Annotated in this window: 21 protein-coding genes; 11 read left to right on the top strand and 10 right to left on the bottom strand. The window is 57.9% G+C overall.

All coding sequences use genetic code 11. The features are described from left to right. The first annotated feature begins 36 nt into the window (after positions 1-36). The 9 genes from Q7J88_RS00250 (at position 37) to Q7J88_RS00210 (ending at position 7,476) form a co-directional block, all read left to right on the top strand. Positions 37-429 (top strand): hypothetical protein, encoded by a 393-nt coding sequence (locus Q7J88_RS00250; protein WP_303720144.1) that lies wholly within the window; start codon positions 37-39, stop codon positions 427-429. A gap of 21 nt (positions 430-450) precedes the next feature. Beyond that, complete coding sequence (locus Q7J88_RS00245; RefSeq protein WP_303720143.1) at positions 451-1,170, top strand: DUF2064 domain-containing protein; 720 nt, start codon at positions 451-453, stop codon at positions 1,168-1,170. Between the two features lie 159 nt (positions 1,171-1,329). Then, positions 1,330-2,154: an MIP/aquaporin family protein gene (locus tag Q7J88_RS00240; protein ID WP_303720142.1), complete on the top strand. Its 825-nt coding sequence runs from the start codon at positions 1,330-1,332 to the stop codon at positions 2,152-2,154. Between the two features lie 14 nt (positions 2,155-2,168). Beyond that, on the top strand, positions 2,169-3,257 hold the full coding sequence (locus Q7J88_RS00235) for a GTP-binding protein (RefSeq protein ID WP_303720141.1): 1,089 nt from the start codon (positions 2,169-2,171) through the stop codon (positions 3,255-3,257). Between the two features lie 59 nt (positions 3,258-3,316). After that, positions 3,317-6,415 carry a DUF5714 domain-containing protein gene (locus Q7J88_RS00230; protein WP_303720140.1) on the top strand — a complete coding sequence of 1,033 codons (3,099 nt, stop codon included), beginning with the start codon at positions 3,317-3,319 and terminating at the stop codon, positions 6,413-6,415. A gap of 104 nt (positions 6,416-6,519) precedes the next feature. Then, positions 6,520-6,675 (top strand): hypothetical protein, encoded by a 156-nt coding sequence (locus tag Q7J88_RS00225; protein WP_303720139.1) that lies wholly within the window; start codon positions 6,520-6,522, stop codon positions 6,673-6,675. A gap of 18 nt (positions 6,676-6,693) precedes the next feature. After that, positions 6,694-7,041 (top strand): aldehyde dehydrogenase family protein, encoded by a 348-nt coding sequence (locus Q7J88_RS00220; RefSeq protein ID WP_303720138.1) that lies wholly within the window; start codon positions 6,694-6,696, stop codon positions 7,039-7,041. Then, on the top strand, positions 7,038-7,253 hold the full coding sequence (locus tag Q7J88_RS00215) for an aldehyde dehydrogenase family protein (RefSeq protein ID WP_303720137.1): 216 nt from the start codon (positions 7,038-7,040) through the stop codon (positions 7,251-7,253). The genes Q7J88_RS00220 and Q7J88_RS00215 overlap by 4 nt, the downstream gene beginning before the upstream one ends. A 4-nt stretch (positions 7,254-7,257) precedes the next feature. Further along, the gene (locus Q7J88_RS00210) at positions 7,258-7,476 is read left to right on the top strand and encodes a hypothetical protein (RefSeq protein WP_303720136.1); all 219 of its coding nucleotides are present in this window, start codon (positions 7,258-7,260) and stop codon (positions 7,474-7,476) included. A gap of 312 nt (positions 7,477-7,788) precedes the next feature. Here Q7J88_RS00210 and Q7J88_RS00205 read toward each other — a convergent pair whose 3' ends face one another. The 8 genes from Q7J88_RS00205 to Q7J88_RS00170 all read right to left on the bottom strand — a co-directional run bounded on the left by Q7J88_RS00205 (position 7,789) and on the right by Q7J88_RS00170 (position 15,507). After that, a complete protein-coding gene (locus Q7J88_RS00205; protein WP_303720135.1) occupies positions 7,789-9,006 on the bottom strand; it encodes a nitrate/nitrite transporter in 1,218 nt (405 codons plus the stop codon). Positions 9,007-9,066: 60 nt separating this feature from the next. Beyond that, complete coding sequence (locus tag Q7J88_RS00200; protein WP_303720134.1) at positions 9,067-9,243, bottom strand: hypothetical protein; 177 nt, start codon at positions 9,241-9,243, stop codon at positions 9,067-9,069. A gap of 192 nt (positions 9,244-9,435) precedes the next feature. Then, the gene (locus tag Q7J88_RS00195; RefSeq protein WP_303720133.1) at positions 9,436-10,416 is read right to left on the bottom strand and encodes a DUF169 domain-containing protein; all 981 of its coding nucleotides are present in this window, start codon (positions 10,414-10,416) and stop codon (positions 9,436-9,438) included. Beyond that, positions 10,409-11,077: a DUF2064 domain-containing protein gene (locus Q7J88_RS00190; RefSeq protein ID WP_303720132.1), complete on the bottom strand. Its 669-nt coding sequence runs from the start codon at positions 11,075-11,077 to the stop codon at positions 10,409-10,411. The genes Q7J88_RS00195 and Q7J88_RS00190 overlap by 8 nt, the downstream gene beginning before the upstream one ends. Next, on the bottom strand, positions 11,007-11,243 hold the full coding sequence (locus tag Q7J88_RS00185) for a hypothetical protein (protein WP_303720131.1): 237 nt from the start codon (positions 11,241-11,243) through the stop codon (positions 11,007-11,009). Before Q7J88_RS00185 ends, Q7J88_RS00190 begins: the two co-directional genes overlap by 71 nt. A gap of 14 nt (positions 11,244-11,257) precedes the next feature. Further along, positions 11,258-13,489, bottom strand: a complete 2,232-nt coding sequence (locus Q7J88_RS00180) for a molybdopterin-dependent oxidoreductase (RefSeq protein ID WP_303720130.1) — start codon at positions 13,487-13,489, stop codon at positions 11,258-11,260. Positions 13,490-13,529: 40 nt separating this feature from the next. After that, positions 13,530-14,729, bottom strand: coding sequence for a (Fe-S)-binding protein (locus Q7J88_RS00175; protein WP_303720129.1), 1,200 nt, complete (start codon positions 14,727-14,729; stop codon positions 13,530-13,532). Between the two features lie 4 nt (positions 14,730-14,733). After that, entirely contained in the window at positions 14,734-15,507 is a 774-nt protein-coding gene (locus tag Q7J88_RS00170; protein WP_303720128.1) for a molybdenum cofactor guanylyltransferase, read from the bottom strand. Between the two features lie 415 nt (positions 15,508-15,922). On the opposite strand from Q7J88_RS00170, the gene Q7J88_RS00165 reads away from it, so the two are divergent. Both Q7J88_RS00165 and Q7J88_RS00160 read left to right on the top strand, forming a co-directional pair. Beyond that, a complete protein-coding gene (locus Q7J88_RS00165; protein ID WP_303720127.1) occupies positions 15,923-16,915 on the top strand; it encodes a 2-dehydropantoate 2-reductase in 993 nt (330 codons plus the stop codon). 61 nt (positions 16,916-16,976) lie between these two features. Then, positions 16,977-17,960: a DMT family transporter gene (locus tag Q7J88_RS00160; RefSeq protein ID WP_303720126.1), complete on the top strand. Its 984-nt coding sequence runs from the start codon at positions 16,977-16,979 to the stop codon at positions 17,958-17,960. A 24-nt stretch (positions 17,961-17,984) separates the two neighbouring features. Here Q7J88_RS00160 and Q7J88_RS00155 read toward each other — a convergent pair whose 3' ends face one another. Both Q7J88_RS00155 and mobB read right to left on the bottom strand, forming a co-directional pair. Continuing rightward, complete coding sequence (locus Q7J88_RS00155; RefSeq protein WP_303720125.1) at positions 17,985-18,407, bottom strand: hypothetical protein; 423 nt, start codon at positions 18,405-18,407, stop codon at positions 17,985-17,987. Beyond that, positions 18,404-19,455: molybdopterin-guanine dinucleotide biosynthesis protein B (gene mobB / locus Q7J88_RS00150; protein WP_303720124.1), on the bottom strand; the 1,052-nt coding region annotated here is incomplete at its 5' end. The genes Q7J88_RS00155 and mobB, both read right to left, overlap by 4 nt.

Here is a 19,455-nt window from a genome sequence, read left to right as displayed (position 1 = left end):
GGTCAAAACCGGCTGAACAGAAAAAGGATTAACGTTATGGGCGAAGTAAACAAAAAAACACTGGTATTCGAGACGAAGATTGAAGACATCGAGCTCAACATCGATATGTCAAACGAGCTTAAGGAAGAGCTGCAAGCGCTGGGAGTAAAGTTCTACGAAGTCTACCACCTGGCTGAGAGTTTTGCTCACAAGCTGCTGGAGGACAAGCAAGACGTTGAGTTGCGACTGGAAAACGAGGATACCAATGCGTTTATCGAACTCGATATTAAATGGGAAACAGAAAAGAAGGTGCTGATCAATGTTTTAAAAGTTGATCTGAAAAAAGTCGACCACGAAGGACTTCCGGTCCGGCCACAGGGCGCAAGGTTTGATTTCGGTGCAATCGAAGCCGAAGCTCAGGCTCTGGAAGCACAGGCACGGGCTAATTGATATTCTGAATAGGGTTTGCTCATGCTAGCTCAGCAGATCACAGCACAAAGACGCCAGGCGCTGCTCCTGTTCATCCAGGGGAAGTGCAAAGGCAAGTCTTTCGGGTTCGGGCGCCGGATGGACCAATCGATCCATCTGGCAATGCTCTACCGTACCTTCGATCTGCTGCAAAGTTTTCAGCAAGCCGATATCGTGGTGGTTCAGGACGGCGACGCGCCGGCTTTGGCTGGTGCCGTCTATCTGCCGCAACGCGGAGCCGACCTGAGGGAATCTTTCGAGGCCGCGTTGCAGGATACCTTCGCTCTCGGTTACGAGCGGGTGGTGGCGGTCGGCGGCGACATCCCGACTCTGGATCGCAACGATATCGAAGGAGCCCTGTACAACGCTGGGGTTGTTCTCGGCCCCAGCCGGGACGGCGGTTTTTACCTGGCCGGTTTGGCAAAAGAGGATATCCAGTTTTTTAACAACCTGCCCTGGCGACAGCCGCACCTCTTCTCCCACTTGCTCAGTCGTTTTGCTGCCGCCGGTCGCAGCTGTCATCAACTGCAACGCCGCAGCGATATCGACCATGCCGGAGATGGCCGGAAAAACGCTTCCCTGCTGCTCAAGCTGGTTCGTATTTGGCTGACAATTTTCTCATCCATCCATTCACTCTGCGCCGGAAAAGATCGGTTTTTTGCCGATCGGATTCCGGAGCCGCGCTATTCCTCTCTCCCCCCACCAGCCGCCATCGTTTTTTGACAATGGCGTGGCAGTTCGGCGATTCACAATCAAGAACTGCCAGTTCTCGACCCTGAAGCGAATTCACATCGGGCAATCCTTTGCATCCTTTGCACGGTGATCTGTGTCTTTCGCCTGGGGACGGTCTTCTGTTTATCAGGTTGTAAAAGGGCAGGTTTTATGCGTGTTTCTCGGGGATTTCTGGGCGAGCTGCTCGGAACATTTGTGCTGGTGCTGTTCGGCTGTGGGGCCGTTGCCATATCGGTGCTGTTCGGTTCCCTGCAAGGGCTGATGCAGGTTGCTCTGGTGTGGGGAATCGGCGTCGGTTTGGCGATCTACCTGACCAGGCACCTGTCATGTGCGCACCTGAACCCGGCGGTGAGCCTGGCCATGGTTTTGGGGCGTCGGATGTCGCCCCGCAAGCTGCCGTCCTATCTTTGTGGGCAGTTTTTCGGCGCGCTGCTCGCCGGCCTGGTGATTTATCTGCTGTTTTCTCCTTCCATTGTTGCATTTGAAACGGCTTACGGCATCGTGCGCGGTTCGAGTGAATCGACCCAGCTGGCAATGATTTTCGGCGAGTACTATCCGAATCCGGGCAGCACTGCCGTGGTCTCCCTGCCTCTGGCGATGTGCGCCGAGGCGCTTGGCACCTTTTTGCTGGTGCTGATGATTTTTGCCCTGACCGAAGGCTGCAACATCGGACGTCCCGATAGCGCCTTGGCCCCGGTCTTCATCGGCCTGACCGTCACCCTGGTGATCTGCCTGATAGCGCCGCTGACCCAGGCCGGTCTCAACCCTGCCCGTGATTTGGGACCACGCATCATTGCCTGGTTGGCGGGTTGGGGGGATGCCGCCTTTCCCGATCGCTGCGGCGGTTTTTTCTGGGTTTATATGCTGGCGCCGGTTATTGGCGGCCAGTTGGCAGCGCTTTTCTTTGTCCATCTACTTGAGCCCGCGATGAGTCAGGTTCCCACCCGAATCTGCGGCAGTAGCCATAAACAATAACTGGAGATCAGCAAATGTCTTGTCGCTTAATTTTGGTTGGAGGCTTTCTCGGGGCAGGTAAGACGACCCTGCTCTGGGAAGCCGCGAAGCAATTATCCTCCCGTGGCTTGAAAGTGGGTTTGATTACCAATGATCAGGCCCCCGATCTGGTCGATACCAGTCTGTTGTCACGCCTGGGCGTGGGGGTGAGCGAAGTCAGCGGCAGCTGTTTCTGCTGCAATTTTAAAGGGCTGCTGCGGGCAATGGCTGAGCTGAAGGAAAACTTTGCCGCCGATATTCTTATCGCTGAACCGGTCGGCAGCTGCACCGACCTGGCGGCAACCATCATTCAGCCGCTCAAGGATCAACTTAAAGGGGAACTGAAGATCAGCCCGCTGACGGTGCTGGCCGATCCCTTCAAGCTCACGGAAATTCTGGCCGGGAAAACCGCCGGGCTGCATGACAGTGCCGCCTATATCTACCGTAAGCAGTTGGAAGAAGCCGATCTGATCGCCATCAGCAAAACCGATCTGTTCACGATGAAGATGGTGAGTGACTTGGTCGCGCAGGTCAAACGGGAATTCCCTGCCGCCCTGGTTTGCACGCTGAGCGCGGAAAGGGGATTTGGTCTGGATGCGTGGCTTGATGTCGTCACTAACAAAACCGATGCCGGCAACAAGTTGCTAAAGGTCGATTACGACCGCTATGCCGAAGGCGAAGCGGTCCTCGGCTGGCTGAACGCCCGTTTCTCCCTGCGTGCGCCAAACGCTGACTGGCGCGGTCTGGCAACAAAAATCATCGCCGGTTTGCAGCAGAGTCTTGGTGAACGGAACGCACCGATCGGGCATGTCAAGTTGATCCTGGAAAGCGGTTCGCAGGCGCTTTTTGCGAACTTGACCGAGTCTGAACAAGAGCCAAGGATTCGCGGCACTGTCGCGCAGAGTTCTGCCGCCGCCATGACGCTGAACGCCCGGGTGCAGACCGCGCCTGAGCAGTTGCAGCAAATTGTGCGTGAGACGTTGGCAAACGAACTGCGTGGCATCGACGTGACCGAAGAGAGTTTGAGCTGTTTGCAACCCGGCCGGCCGGAGCCGACCTTCCGTTACGCGTCGCAGGTCGCCTAGTTTCTGGCCAGGGCGAAGGGTACGGTGAAATTCGGCCGTTTTTTGAAAGCGAGAAGATCATGAAGATGAATAAACAGGGAAGCAGCTGGGCGGATTTTTCCTCAAGCTACCAGCGCATCGATTTTGCGGGAACGCCAATCTACGTCAATCCGCATGCGCCGGACTGGTTTGTGCCGACGAGCGCAGCGGCAACCGCCATCGAACGTGCTCTCGCCGGCCATGGCGAAGGGGAGCTGTCACCGCAGTTGCAACTGACTCAGCTGATCGACCGGCTGCAACCGAAAAGCGCAGCTCCTTACGCCGGGCGCGCGGCCGTGCGACAGCTGGAAAGTCTCAAAGAGTGCTGGCTGCACATCACCAATCGCTGCAACATGAACTGCCGCCATTGCCTGTTCACTTCGGGAGAAGGGGATTGCGCCGAGCTGTCGCGCGCCGACCTGTTCTCGGCGATCGACCAGGCTCGCGAGCAGGGTTGCCGTGTGTTCTATTTCACCGGCGGCGAGCCGTTGGTGCACCCCGATTTCACCGCGGCCAGCGAACGGATTCTGAACGATGCCGAAGCCCACTTGGCGATTCTGACCAATGGCAGGGCTTTGCCCAAATATGAGGGCTGGTTGCGGCAGCAGGATCGCGCCCGGCTGCATTTTCAGATCAGCCTCGACGGTATGCAGGGCAATCATGACGCCCTGCGGGGCAGCGGCAGCTTCGCCGAACTGGAGCAGAACCTGCGGTGGCTGAAAACCATCGGTCTGTCCGCGTCATTGTCGATGTCGATCAACCGCAACAATGTTCACGAAATGAGCGCCGCGGTCGACTTCGCCGCGCAGCGGGGGATTGCCAACCTGCATTTCATGTGGCTGTTCCTCAAGGGGAAGGCGGGGCACGAGCTGTTCGTTCCGCCCCAGGAAATTTTCCGCAGCGCCCGGCATGCCTATGAAAAAGCCGCGTTGCTGGGGGTTGGCATCGATAACTTCAGCATCATGCAGAGCCAGGTGTTCAATTTCAGCGGCATCCGCATCGACCTCAACAACGCCTGCTGGGAGAGTCTGGCGGTCGGGCCGGACGGGGCGATCTACCCGACCCCGGCAATGGTTTTCGAGGACGATCTGCGTTGCGGCCATCTGCGCGACGGCTTGAACCAGGTCTGGCGCCTCAGCCCGCTGATGGAGCGGATCCGTTCGCTGTCGCTGCTCGACAGCCCGGAGCTGGCAGAAAACCCGCTACGGTTTCTGCTCGGAGGCGGCGATATCGACCACAGCTACCTCTCCTCGCGGGAATTCGTCGGCAATGATCCTTATCTGCCCCTCTATCGCGACATGGCCCTCTATCTGATCGCCCGCGAGGCTGTGCAGTTTCCTGACCGACCGACGCTGTCGTTGCGAGCGCGCATGGGCGAGCGGGTCGACGAGTGCGACGAGAGCGGCAATTCGGTCTGCTTCACCCACTCCAACTGTGTTCTCTCCCTGTCGGACGGCGACGGCCACGCCTCGATCCGCTCCTTCTATTCGCAGGCGGCCGAGGAGGTCAATGAGGATATCGTCAACCCGGTGCATTACGCCAGCGAGTTGATCGAGCATATCCCGGAGACGGCGCGGGTGCGCAGTTACGGTTGCGGCAGCCCGGTGATGGATTGCAACCTGCAGCCGGGCGAGACGCTGGTCGACCTCGGTTCCGGCACCGGCGTGGAGTGTTTCATCGCCGCCAAACAGGTTGGCCGGCGCGGGCAGGTTTACGGGGTCGATATGTCCGATACCATGCTGGCGCAGGCGAACTCGGCGCGGCGCAAGGTGGCCGAGCAGCTTGGCTATGACAATATCGAATTCAAAAAAGGCATCCTTGAACAGCTGCCTTTGAACAACGGCTGCAGCGATGTCATTATCTCCAACTGCGTTATCAATCTGGCGCTCAATAAGCGGCAGACGTTCAAAGAGATTTTCCGCGTGCTCAAGCCGGGTGGACGGCTGCTTATCTCCGATGTCGTGCACAACACCGAAGTGCCGCTGGAAATCAAGCTGAACGAGAAATTGCGCGGCGAATGCATCGGGGGAGCTTTGCACGAACGTGACCTGTTCGGCATCCTGAACGATTTCGGTTTCGAGAACATCAGCATCGTCAAGCGCTATCTCTATCGCGAGATCAAAGGCTACCCGTTCTACTCCCTGACCTATATGGCCTTCAAGCCGGGGGAGAAGCAGGAGACCCGCCTGCTCTACCGCGGACCCTTTGCCGGCGTGGTGACCGACGACGGCCAGTTGATTCAGCGCGGCTGCAGCACGACCGTAGCCTTGCCGAAGAAGCTGCAGATGGGCACGGAGGTGATGCTGCTCGACGAAAAAGGGCAGGTGACCAACCTGGAGCAGGAGATGAGTTGCTGCTGCCTGCCCGATTCCGGTTCCCAGTCCCAGTGCGATTGCGAGCGGCCGCAGGTCGAGAGTGAACATAAGTCGGGTTGTATGGTGTGCGGCGAACCGCTGACGATTCTGACCTCGCCGCGGGAGCTGACCTGTCACTATTGCGGCAAGCGGGAGCGGGTAGAGTGTGCTTGCGAACAGGGACATTTCGTCTGCGACCAATGCCATATCCAGGCGGCCGCGGACAGCATCCGCGAGGTTTGCCTGACCACCAAGGAAAAAGACGTGCTCGCCATTTTCAAAGAGCTGCGCGAGCGGCCGGAATTTCCGACCCACGGGCCGCATCATCACCCGATGATCCCGGGGATTCTGCTGGCGGCCTACCGCAACAACGGTGGCAAGATCAGCGATGAGCAGATCATCACCGGGATCAAGCGCGGCACCCAGGTGCCGGGGGGGAGCTGCTCCTTCTTCGGTATCGATGGTGCGGCGGTCGGGGTCGGCATCGCCTTCTCCGTTATCCTGCAGGCGTCCCCCTTCACCGGTGAACTGCGTCAGCAGGTGCAGAAAATCGTCATCCGGGTGGCCGAGAAGATCGCCGCGTACCCCTTTGCCCGTTGCTGCCAGCGCGATTGCTGGCTGGCTTTACAGGAGGCGGAGGTGATTTCGCAGGAACTGGCCGAGGGTATTATCCAGGCACGAGAGCCGTTCTATTGCGAACAGTTTGTCGGCGCCGACCATTGCGCCGGGAAAGCGTGTCCGCTGATGCCGACAGCGGCCAATATCCGGCTGCGGCGGGCGATATAAATGGTGTCTGCTACGGTGGAACAGTTGCTGCGTGCTGGATTGGTTTGGTCACTTGACTCGTTTTTGAAAACATCTTCCCCCACGAAAAGAGATGGATAAACCAGATGGAAGAGTACCGAGGAGTTGATGTCAATCTGCTGATCGATAATTGCGACGTTCCGGCTAAAAACTATACCGATATTCATGACCCCGGCAGATTGACAGAACGGGTGGGGTGGACCCCGGTTGCCGCGGTGGCGGATGTCGAGCGGGCGGTGTAGGCCGCCCAATAGGCATTTTTGCGTTGGCGAAAACTGCTCGCCGAGGAGCGGATCGCGAAAGTCATGACGGCGGCGGATGAGTTAGAATTAACCATCCCCGAGCTTGCGCCGCTGCTGGTGCGGGAACATGGCGGCCTTCTGAGCGAAGCGAACATGGATTTTATCGCCGGCTACGGTTTTGGGGAGATATATGCGGCGGTCGTTGCCGATTTCATGCAGCCTGAACAGAGCGAGGACGAGGTCAGCTGGATAAGTGTTGAAAAAAATCCCAAAGGGGTTGTCGTCGCTATCGTGCCCTGGAATATGCCCGTGGTCCTCACCATGACGAAGTTGGCCCCGGCGCTGATGACCGCTCCATTGTCGTGAAGCCTTCCCCCAACGCACCGCTTGCTTTGACTCTACTACTGAAAAAAATGGCGTCCCGGTTGCCGGCGGGCGTCATAAATGTTGTGCATGGTGATGAAAATACCGGTGTTGCGCTAACCGGGCATGCGCTCGTGAAAAAAGTGGCCTTTACCGGCGGCTGTGTTACCGGAAAGAAAGTGATGGCGCCGGCTGCATCCACTCAGGAGGACTAAACTCATGTCTAAACGCAAAGTTCCAAAAGACTTCGAGCTCAAACCAGAAGATCATGATGGTTTTGACATAAAGGATTTAAAATGTCACGCTTGCAGCGGCTACGGTAATTGTGGCTATCGGATGTATCGATTGTTGAATGGAAAACCAGTACTTATATGTCAATTACGCAGACAGCAACTTATTGAAGAACGAGACCAACAGAGAACAAAAACATCAGAGTGACTCGCCCCTACAATTTTAAATAATTTGTTGTGTTTTATTAGCAATTCTGAAAATACAATGTGGTCCACAAGCGGACTTCTTCCCCTTGTCGCCACGCTTCCGGCCAAAACCGATTTTCGTAAATCCTTTGAAATTTTGTTAGAAGGAAGTTGTCTCAAATATTTCGAGTTTTGAGGCTCATTTCGGGACCAATTTAGCTCACATATCTGGAGATATGAAACAAGAAGTTAAAAGCCCCGACTCGCCATGAGCTGAGGCTTTTTATGTGATTTTCACCAGAAGCCATCGTCAAGTTGCTTAGGGACTGACACTTCAGGCCATTGCTTCGGCCCGCACCATCGCTTCGGTTCGCAGCAACGGTAACAGGATCAGGCTGGCCAGTAGCGAGCTGGCAACTGCCAGCATGAAAGCCCAATAATAGCCGCCGGTCGTGTCGATAAGCCAGCCACCAAGGATGGGAGAAAACACCGAACCTACGCCGTGAAACAGGGTCCAGAGACCGATGATCGCGCCAGCGCACTGCTTGTCAAACAGATCCCTGGCCGACGCCGCATAGATCGCCCACAGCGAGCCGTAGCCGATGCCGAAGAACACCGCTGCCGCCAGCAGCGCCGCAAACCCGTTGGCATACGCCATCAGGGCCGCGCCGGTTGCGGTCAGCAAACCGCAGAGCATCATGATCTTGATCCGCCCGGTGCGGTCGGACAGATAGGCCAGGGCCAGTTTGCCGATCGCCCCGGAGGCCGCGATAACCACCAGCAGGCCGCTGGCGACAGCATAGCCCAGGGTCAGATTCTGGATGGCGAAGCTGGTCATGAAGGTAAAGGGGATCAGGATGGAGAAGCTGATCAGCAGGTAAGAGAAGCCGATCAGGTAAAAGCGATCATTGCGGAAAATCGTTTTTGCGGTGTCGCGCAGGGAGGGCGCTGGCCCCGCCGGCTGGGCGGCAGGCTGGGGGATTGCCGGCGTCGGCGGGTGGCTTTTGATACACAGAAAATTCAGCGCGGCGACCGCTAGGGCCGTGATCCCCAACCAGACCCAAACGGCCTGCCAGCCGCCGTTGGCGATGATGACCGGAATCAGCAAGCTCCAGGTGGCGATTCCCACGGTTGTTCCAAGATCCACAACCGAGACGCTGAAGCCGCGTTGCTGCGGCTTGACCCAGCGCATCACGACCGTGACCACGGGCGCCCAGCAAGCCGAATGGCCGATCCCGGCGACGGCGAAAAACAGCGCGGCCTGAAGGACGCTTGATGCCTGTGACATCAGCAGGGCGCCGATCCCGAGAATCGCCACGAAGATTGTCAGGATGTGTTTGCTATCGAGGCGGTCGCAAAGGAAACCGAAGAATGGGGAAAGGCTGGTCGCCGTAACGAAATAAGCGGAGAAAATCATCCCCGCCTCGGTTTTCGATATGCCCAGGGAGGTGAGCATGTACGGCAGGATCAAGCCGTAGGAATAGCGGATCCCGAAAGCGATGAACAGCGTGCAAAACCCCGCGGCAATAACCGCAACGCCCCGTCGCGACATGCTGGAAACCTCCTGAAGACGGACGCAACGGCTGCGGCCTGGTTGCGTGCGCAAAACATATTATTTGTTTCCGGGACATCCCAAAAATATCAGCTTCGTGCCGATTCCGCCGGTGACCGCGTCGATGCGGGCGTTGGCGAAGCCTTTGATGGCACGCTGAACATATATCGCCATTCCCTCAACGTTCAGCAGCTCGTATTCGCCAACGCGTATCGGTTCAGGCAGGCCCCATCGCACGGACGGGGTGTCTCGCGACTGAGCGCTGCCTCAGCTGTAACACACCTGGGTTATCAGGCTGACGGTGGCATTCCCCCCTTTTTCCATAATAATTTTTTGCGCTTTGGCGGTTATTTTCAGCTGCACGGTGTCCTCCTTGGGCTCGACACGGCAGCGCCCCGGACAGTGTTTGCCCTGGGGCGCTTTTGTCGATCAAATATTCGGCGGCAGGTAGATTTTGTTGCGCGAATCGCCGATGGCTTTCTCTCCCAGCTTCTGCAGCCCGGCGATCAGTTCGGGCAGTTGCTGACGTGGGATGCCCATGAACATCAGCTCGTCGCCGATATCCGAACTGGCGCGGCAGCCGTAGCAGCCGAGGGAGAGGTTGAAGCGCTGCGTGGTGTAGGGCAGCAAGGTGGTCTCGACGCACTGGGCATTGTAGCCGCTGACCTTGAACTCGAAGCGTTTGCCGGTGCTGTACGAGGCGCTCATGGTCAGCCACATCAACTGCTCCGGCTTGGCGATAACGGCGATGACATCGGGGGTGACCTGCGCATCCTTCAGCGGACTGACCAGCGTCGCCAGGGTCGATTTCTCCGGTAGGCGCGGCCGCTCCCTGATCATCTGCTTGGCGGCGTCCATCGAGGCCAGTTTCCTGAAATGGAGGTACATCTCACCGCTGGCGAGTTTGGGCGGAATTTCCGTCAAGCCGAGGATGTGGGTGCCGTCCGGGCAGGCGTGACATTGCGCCGGCATCAGCACCGACTTACCGCGGCGCGCCATCATCAGCGATTGGCAGTAGCGCAATTTCACCCGCGGCATCGGCACTGCCGGCAACGGCTGGTCCTTGCCGATCAGGGAAATGGCGACCGGGTTCCAGCGCAGACCGAGGGTTCGCGTCAGGATCTCGTGCCATTGCTGATACTGCTGCCGCTTGGCCGGGTCGAGCGGCGGTGCCGTTGGCTTGAAGGTTGCCTCTCGCTCGGCGGCTTCTTCCGCGCTTTCGATGATGCGGATCGCATTGGTCGGGCACTGGCCGACGCAGGTGTCACAGGCCCAGCAGGCAGAGGGGGTCTTCGCCTCGGCCAGTTTTTTCCCGCCGTTGCTGCCGAGCTGGAAGACATCGACCGGGCAGAAGTTGACGCACATGCCGCAGCCGGTACATTGTTCGGCTGATATCTGGACATCAGGCATCGATTAACTCCCGGGGGTCATGATCGGTGTTCGGCGGAGTGGTGACCGTCAGACCGGTATTTTTGGCCCAGTTGATGAAGCGTTGCGGCACCACGACTTCGGGCTGGAATTGGGCGGTGTAGGATTGCGAGTGCGCCAGGCTGAGGGCATGGGCGAGGTCTTCGACGTTGTCGATGTCGGCCACGGTTTCGAGCGCGGCGACCGGGATCTCCTTATCGTTGCAGATGTCGATGATGGCGTCGAGGGCGGAGACGCCGGCTTCGTTGTAGAACACGCCGTCAAAGTCCATCGGCGTGTCTTTGGTCAGGCCGACCAGCGAAACGCCGCAGGCCTGGCAGGGACAGTGGACCAGGCCTTTGTTGTGCGACTGCTGGAAACGGTCGAGCCAGTGGAACGCCTGCATGATATTGGCGGTCGTCATCTGTGGCTGGTCGCCGCCGACGGCGACGGCGGCATCGTAGCCTTGCGCCCAGAGCTGCTGGAAAGCATCGTTGAAATGCTCGTTGAAGTTCTGGCCCTGATCGGCAATGAATTTCAGATCGATATTGCGCTGATCGATATCGTCGAAAATCTTTTTCAGCCGGGGGTGGTCATGCTCCGGGGTCGCGCTGATGACGAAATCGTACTTTGCGCCCGGCTTGCTGCTCGCGGCCCTGCTCAAGGGCGCGGAAACCGACTTCGGCCGTATCCAGCATGACGGCGCGGTACAGTTCGGCGGCTTCTTCCGGGGTGAAGATGCCACCATGTTCCGTGGTCAGGCGGGTTTTGGTGAGACCGGGGGTCGGAACCTTGGTAAAGAAAATCAGGGCGTTTTTCATGTTACTCATCGTTAAACTCCTTTTTATGCGAGTACCTGTTCGGGTTGATCGGCATTGATGGTTGCCTGCTCGGCAGCGAGAGCAGGGGCTAGGCGGCAAAGGATTCGGTTGTAGGTCCACTGCCCCAGAATCGGGTCTGCTGACTCGAAAGCGGCGGTGGTCAGGTTGTTGGCATTGGCGACAAAAGCGCCACCCAGTTCCGGTGCGGCCAGGGATTGTTGCGGAAACCACCAGCCGTAATCGACGTTGACCACGTTGTCTTTCATGTTGATGATTTTCAAAGTGAAGGTCGCCTCGCCGTGCGGGGTCGCGACGGTCACCAGTTGCCCTTCCGCCAGGCCCAATGCCTTTGCGGTGGTGGGGCTGACTTCGGCTTCCGGGACTGCTCCCGGTTTTTCCAGGCTTTTCAACCAGCGGAAAGAAGAGGCCCAGTGGGGCTGCTTGCGGCCGCCGGTGATCAACAGTAACGGAAACTCCGCCGACGGTTCAGCCTGCGGCTGATGGAACGGCAGCGGGGAGCTGCCGACCTGATTGAGGATTTCGGAGTAAAGCTCGATTTTACCGCTGGGCGTGGCGAAGCCGGGCTGGCCGTCTGCCTGATAGCTCTGGTGTTTGTGGTATTGCGGCGGCGGCGCGTAAAGGCCTGTCTCGCAGAAGTTTTCCCAGCTGATGCCGAGGGAGGTGGAAATGTGGTCCAGACTGGCGGTGAAGTCGTCCCAGGGCCAGTATTCCTTTTGCCCGCAGCGTAGCCCCAGTTCGCGCCAGAAATCGAAGTCGCAGCGGCGTTCGAAGAGGGGAACGATCGCTTGCGGTCCACCGTAGGCGATATTGGCAACCCCGGCGTTGGTTTGCAGCACCGGTCGCTCCAGGCTGCCCGCCATCGGCAAAATGTAATCCGCCAGCGAGGTGACCGAGTTCGGGAACAGCTCCAGGGCCACCAGCAGGTCGAGGCTCTGCAGCGCCTGCCCGATCAGCTGGCTGTCGGCCTGACAGATCAGCGGATTGCTGCCGCTGACAACCAGGGCGCGGATCGGATAGGGGCGGCTTTCCAGCATGGCGCGCCAGACCAGATTCGGTTGCGCCGAGGTCAGGTAGCGGGCGGGCAATTGTTTGCCGTGCTGCAGGGTGTAGCGGGTCAGCAGCTCGTAACCCGTATAGGTTTGCAGCTGAATCCGTTCCCGGCCGAGCTGTTTTTCCCGTTGACTGGCGGGCAGCAGGTCGGTCCGTTCCAGATCGATTTCCGGAATATATTCCGGCATATCGGACAACAGCGAAGCGCCTGGGCGGTCGACGTTGCCGGTCACCCCTTTAAGACAGGCGATTCCGCGATGAACCTGAATGCTGTTGGCGCCGATCTGGTCGATGCCGCGACCGTGAAAGATCGAAGCAGTGCCTGCGCTGGCATAGGTTCGGGCGACCTGGATGATTTTTGCTGCCGGCAATCCTGTCACCTGGGCGACCCGCTCCGGTGAGTAGTCGACAACCTGCTGCTTGAGCTGGTCGAAACCGTGGCACCAGCTGTCGACAAATTGCTGTGCGTAGAGGTTCTCATTGATGATGACGTGCAGCAGCCCCAGCGCAAGGGCGGCATCGGTACCGGGGATCGGCGCCAGCCAATGCTCGGTCAGGCGAGCGGTTCGCGTTTCCCTGGGGTCGATGACGATCAACGGTTTGCCGGTACGCCGGTACGCCAGCACCTGGCGCCAGAACAGCGAGTTGTCCGACTCCGACGGGTTGACGCCCCAGAGGATGGCGCACTCGGTTTTTTCCGGGTCGATTTCGTTCTCCAGCGGCCAGCCGAAGGTCAGGCTGTTGACCCAGATCGACGGGTTCCAACAGATCTGGCCGATGCCGACGTTGTTCGGGCTGCCGAACAGGTTCATAAATCGGTGCAGCGGCCAGAAGGTCGTGTGCGGGCCACCGATCGCGGTGGCAAGTGTTTCCGCGCCGAAACGGGCTTTCAGCCGCAGCAGTTTGTCGCTGATTTCATCCAGCGCCTGGTCCCAGCTGATCCTGCGCCAGCTGTTGGCGCCTCGCTCCGCCGAGCGTTTCAGCGGGTAGTTGATGCGCTTGGGGTGGTTGAGAAATTCCAGGTTGCTATGGAAGCGTGCGCAGCCGTTGACAATCCCCGCATCGTAGGGGTAGCGGCTGGGGTCGGGGTGCAGTTCGACGATCTGCTCATCGACAATCCTGGCTTCAAGGCCACAGAGGTAGCTGCAGAGGCGACAGTTGGTTTTTGTGGTGCGGTGTTGCATGAATGGCTCCCACGCTGGAAAGCGAGATACTTTACGAAGACTAAGCGACCGTTTGGTTTTCCTGATCCTCAGACAACAGTTGCATATTGCGTTCACCCAGATCGCCTTGCCACATCTGCTCCAGCCGCTGTTGGACTTCTTTGTGGTTGAGGCGGAGATTGAAGACCAGCTCCAGGATGTGAACGATTTGCAGTTGGACAAACCCGGTCTGCCGGGAATCGACTGTGCTTGCCGGCAGCTTTGGTTGCGCTGATTCAAGCCGCTTGACGCAGCCCATGCAGGCGCTGGCGCAGTAGGTTGCCTCACTTTGCCGGGCCTCTTCGAGCCGAGTTGCGGCTCTTTGGTTGGTCAGCTCCGGGTCGGCTATCGATACGATCCCGCCGGCGCCGCAGCAGATCGTCGACTCTCGGTTGTGGGGCATCTCGACGAGCGCATTGCCGTCTAGCAGGGTGCGCATGGAGCGGCCGATTTCTCCGCTATGGCGATCGGGGCAGGAGTCATGCACGGTGACAGTGCCATCCCGTGGAGCGATCTTTATTCCGGCGTCTGCCAGCAGCTGGTAAAGAGATGTCACTTCCATCCCGGGGAATTTCCCCTGCAGGTGGTAGTAGCAGTTGGGGCATGCGGTGACGATCTGCTTGACCCCGGCGTTCGTGAACTCCGCGTTCAGGCGCTGGAGGTGTTGTCGATGCCGCTCGGACAGGCCGATGCATTCCAGCGGCAGACCGCAGCAATCTTCGCTCAGACCGACATTCATGCCTTGTTGCTGCAGCCAGTAAAAGGCAGTCCTGGTAAGCCGTGGTGAGTAGCTCGCCAAGGTGCAACCGGGGAAAAACAGAATCGGACTGCGGGACAGGTGGAATTTCTGATAATCGATCTGCCAGGTCGTGCGATACAGGCTGAAAAGATGATGCTCCTGATCGACGTGCAGCAACCTGTAATCGTCGCCATCGACGCTGCCGCCGTCGGCCAGCATCTGCCGCGCGGCCAGCATCAATTCATCGGGGGCCAGACCCAAAGGGCATTTGTGGCTGCACAGCCCGCACAGAGAACACCTTTGCACCGCTGCGACGAGGTTTGCCGAGTATTTTTTTCTGCTGGAAAGAATCTGTGCGATTGTCGCCGGCGACAGGTTCAGTTTTGTCAGGACGTCGCACTCTTCAAAACAGAGTCCACATGAGGTGCATTCCTCCGCGAATCGCTTAAGAGTTTGTTTGGTCTTGAAGTCGAGTACGTGCATTGGCTCACTGGGCTCCGAACTCGTGGGATGAGACGATCGACGGCTCCGTTTGCTGAATTCCGAGAGCCGCGTAATCTTCTGGCCGATTGATATTTTGAAACGAATGTTCCGCATCCGGGATATGGCGATAGGCGCATACCGGCAGAAAATAGGTCCAAATATCCTGCAGAACGTTTTGTATTTTTATGTCTCCGGTTCTGATGGCCCGTTCCAGTTGCGGCAGGCAGCGGCGATGATAGAGCGCGTGCAGCGGTTCGAGCCCCATCCGGCTGAAGGGAACGACGGCGTCGTAGGTCGGGTCGGTTTGGCACAGCAGGGTGATCAACTCGGGGCTGAGCAACGGCATGTCGCAGGGCACAACGAAAATCCGCTCGGTATGACTGGCGCTGAGCGCCGCATGGAGTCCGGCAATGGAGCCGACTCCGGGATAGATGTCCGGCTGGCAGCGGCAGTTCAGGAACGCATATTCCTCCGGAGTATTGGTGATCAGGATGACTTCGGAGAAAAGCTTCGCCATGGTGCGATAGGTCTTTTCGATCAGCGGGATGCCCCCCATGTCGAGGAGGGCTTTATTCCGGCCCATCCTTCTCGATTGCCCACCTGCCAGGATAACCCCGGTAATCGACCCATCCAGCCGGATCCTTCCGGCCGGAGAATCGCTGTCGCTGTGCTCGGCCCCTTGTCTGGCTTTTCCGGCTGGCGCGGCCGATATTTTTTCAACGGCGGCAGGAAACTTTGTTTGGGAAAAAGTCTGAATGCCGGTTTTCGATAGGTACATCGCCAATCCTTGTTCGATCGCGTATGGTGAGCGCGGTAGCCGCGTTAATGGAAGAAATTGGCAAGGATCATGCCATGCTGCAAAGGCTGCCGTGGAGGACGCTAAAACCTGCGGAGATGGTTGCCGGACGGTAGAATTAGCGGCGTTGAGCGGTTGTACGCTCTGGGTGTTCATTTTTGAGACGCGGCAGCTTGGTTGTCTCATATTGAGACGGAGCGGTGGCGGTGTCCTTCGCTTACGCCGCTGGCCAGCGCGTGAAATGCCGCTCGTTTTTAGGCTGCTGGCAAGGGAACGCGACCTCACCGTTCCGTTACTCTTCAGTTGTATTTTTTCCTTTTGATCAGGGTACGATGATTGCAAAATCAGGTCCGCGGCCCTTTGCAGAATCAACCCGGCCGGAAAAGGTGGAATGGAAATGATACAGAAAGTTTGCATCTATGGTGTCGGCGCGGTCGGAGGGTTCATCGGCGGTTTGCTGGCCAACGTAGGTTGTGAGGTCAGCGCGGTCGCTCGCGGCGCCACGTTGGAAGCTTTGCAGGCCGATGGGCTGAGTGTTCAGATGGGCGAGGAGATTATCAGCGCATCGGTCACTGCTTCAGATGACCCGGCTGAGCTTGGGCTGCAGGATCTTGTGGTCATAGCGGTGAAAGCGCAGTCGATGGTTGAGGTTGCGGAGAAGATCGCTCCGCTGATCGGCCCGAAAACGATCGTGCTGACAGCGATGAATGGCGTTCCCTGGTGGTTTTTCCAAGGGACGGGCGGCGAGTATGCTGGTCTGCAGCTGGACTCCGTCGATCCGGCGGGGAAGATATCAGCGGCAATTCCGGCCGACAGGATAGTCGGAGCAGTTGTCCACGGCAGTTTTACCTCAAATGGTCTCGGCTTCGTGCACAACATCTTCGGCAAGAGGCTGATTATCGGCGAACCGGACGGCGAGGACTCGAAACGCCTGCATGCCCTGGCGGATTTGCTGGACAGGGCTGGAATGGAGATCGAAACGAGCTCGGTCATTCAACGTGACATCTGGTACAAGCTGTGGGGGAATATGACCATGAACCCGGTTTCGGCGCTTACCGGAGCGACCTGCGACAAAATACTGGATGACCCGCTGGTCAATCGTTTCTGCCTCAAGGTTATGGTGGAGGCGGCCGCAATCGGAGCGAAAATAGGTTATCCCATCAGTCAGACCGGGGAGGAGCGCAACGCCGTGACCCGGCTGCTGGGAGCTTTTAAAACCTCGATGCTGCAGGATGTCGAGGCGGGCCGCTCTCTCGAACTCGATGCCCTGGTGGCGAGTGTCCGCGAAATCGGCTTGAAGGTTGGGGTCGCTACGCCCGAGATAGATACGTTGTTGGGGCTGTCCCGCTTGTTTGCCCGTGAGAAGGGGCTATATCCTGTCGCTGAGTGAGCATGGGAAAGACGATCAAGCAGGAATATCCGCACGCAGTGGTGAAAGTAGATATGAAGTTTTGAACGGACATGCTGACATCGGAGCTGATAGGGACGGTTGCTTCTGGAAGAAGTTAACCGCGGGGATTGTCGCGGACAACTATCGCCTCGGCGTCTGGCTGGCAGTTATTTCCGCGTTCGGTTTCTCTTTCAAGGCGATTCTGATCAAGATCGCTTACGCGCTGCCGCAACAGGTTCCGGTCGACGCCGTGACCCTACTGTCGCTGCGGATGCTGATTGCGCTGCCGCTGTTTTTACTGCTCTACCGGTCGTCAGGAGCGGGCGCACCCAAGCTAAGTTCCCGTGACGTAGCGGTCATCATCATCCTTGGAGCTGTCGGCTACTACGGCGCGAGCCTGTTTGATTTTTTCGGTTTGGTTTACATCTCCGCCGGGTTGGAGAGGGTGATCCTCTTTACCTTTCCTCTTTTGACCCTATTTTTTGATGCGGTTTTTTCCGGCCGGAAAATCAGAGGCTATGAGTGGCTGGCGGTGCTGATCTGTTATGCGGGGATCGGTCTGGCTTTCGTCCACGATATGGGCGCGTCCAGTGTGCAGAAGAATGTCTGGCTCGGCGGCGGATTCATCTTCCTGTCGGCACTTTGTTACGCATTTTACCTTTCGGGCGGGCGGCATCTGATCGCCAAATATGGATCTTCCCGGTTTGCCTGCCTGGCCCTGATCGTTTCCACCCTGGCCACACTGGTTCACTTTCTGCTCACACACCCGTTGAGCAACCTGATTCAACCCTGGCAGATCTACCTGCTGGCATTGGTGATGGCAGCCTTCTCCACCGTTATGCCGGTTCTCGCCCTGGCCGCAGCGGTGCGCCGTATCGGCAGCTCTCCGGCGGCGCTGATCAGCAGTCTCGGCCCGGTTTTGACGATCTTTTTCGGCTGGCTGCTGCTGGACGAAGCCGTTTCGCTGTTACAGATGGTCGGCACCTTGCTGGTTATCGGCGGCATCTGGCTGGTGAGCGAAAAGGGGCGCAAGGCAGCCGGTTGAGAGCCGGAAACGGGCCTGCGCTCGTTAGAACATCAGCCTGTGGCGAACTGCTTTCGGCGCGTGCGAAACCAGCGAGGCGATAAGGAATGCCACCGATACGCTGGGGATCGCCGGCAACCAGCCGTGGTGAGCGAAGCCGACCAGGACCAGCTTGAAAATCGTGGTCAGTCCGAAAACTTCGCGTAAAAACTGCCGGTGTCTGATTGCTTCAACTCCGAGCAGCAGAAATCCGCTTATCGCGGCGACCAAGAGGGAAACCTTCCAGGCGTGGGTATTGTCCGGGCTCAGGATGTAGGTGGCCAGAAACACGGCAGCGCCGATCTGATGAACGGCGCGGGAAGCGAGCGAAACATAGACCATCCAGTAGGGCCGGTCGGCAATGATTCCAAGTTTGTCGTGTTTGTTCCTTCTTTTTTTCGCTGTCGTATCCACTTCTTCCTTTCTCAATGAAGGTGCTGCTGAGACGGTTGCAGGTAGGATTCGACGATAAAATTTGTGATCTTTTGTGGCTGGTTGATGTCAAACAGCGGCAATGACGACTGCAGGTCACAATCGGTCGCAATAGCGATAAAGTTCTCGGCATTCTCCTGCTGCGAGAGCGGCGTGTAGCCGACCTCTGAGCGATAAACTTCTATTTTGTTCGGCGCGCTCTCTTTCCATCCCTCAACAATGACGATATCCATCGCGGAATAATAATCGGAGACAATGCTGTCTACGCTGGGAGCGCACTGCTGATTTTTAATCATCGCCAGGGTGCTGCTGTCGGTGATACAGGTGATGGCTGACCCGGCTTGAGTCATTTTCCAGCTGTCTTTCCCCGGGCGATCGATTTCGAAGCTGTGGCCATCATGCTTGATGGCACCGACTTTATAGCCCTGGCCGGTCAACTGTTTGATGACTTCGGTGACCAGGGTGGTTTTCCCGCTCCCCGAATAGCCGGCAAAGGATACGACCGGAGGCGAACCTTTCCGCGGCAGGTGAATTCCGGCGCAGTCGGATGGATCCCCTTTGATTTTGGCCACCCCGTGATCGATTGCCGGCCAGACCGCGGCAAGGTTTTCCACCGCGGCTTTCGGGCTCCCCGGCAGATTGATGATCAGGCAGTTGTTGCGGATGCCCGCTGTCCCGCGCGAAAGAATCGCCATGGGAGTAATTGCCAGGCTTTTTTGCCGCATCAGTTCACCAAAACCGACCAGTTCCTTTTCGATGATACTTTTGGTCGCTTCCGGGGTGACGTCTCGCGGCGAAACACCGGTTCCGCCGCAGGTGATAACCAGGTCAGCGAGAGCGACGTCGCACCAGGTGGCCAGCTTTCTTTGAATGATCGGAAAATCATCCGGGATGATGTCGGTTATGATGGTTTCCACGCCATTGGTGGCCAGCCAGGTGCGAATGGCCGGACCGCTGGCGTCCTCTCTTTGCCCGGCGGCGCCCTTGTCGCTTAGAATCAGTATTGCAGCTTTCATGTTGAGACTATCCCGGTTTTGGCTGTTGT

The sequence above is a fragment of the Malonomonas rubra genome (genome assembly GCF_003247215.1).
Taxonomy (GTDB): domain Bacteria; phylum Desulfobacterota; class Desulfuromonadia; order Desulfuromonadales; family Geopsychrobacteraceae; genus Malonomonas; species Malonomonas rubra_A.
Note: the sequence above shows the minus strand (reverse complement) of the source record. Positions and strands in the feature narration are given on the sequence as shown.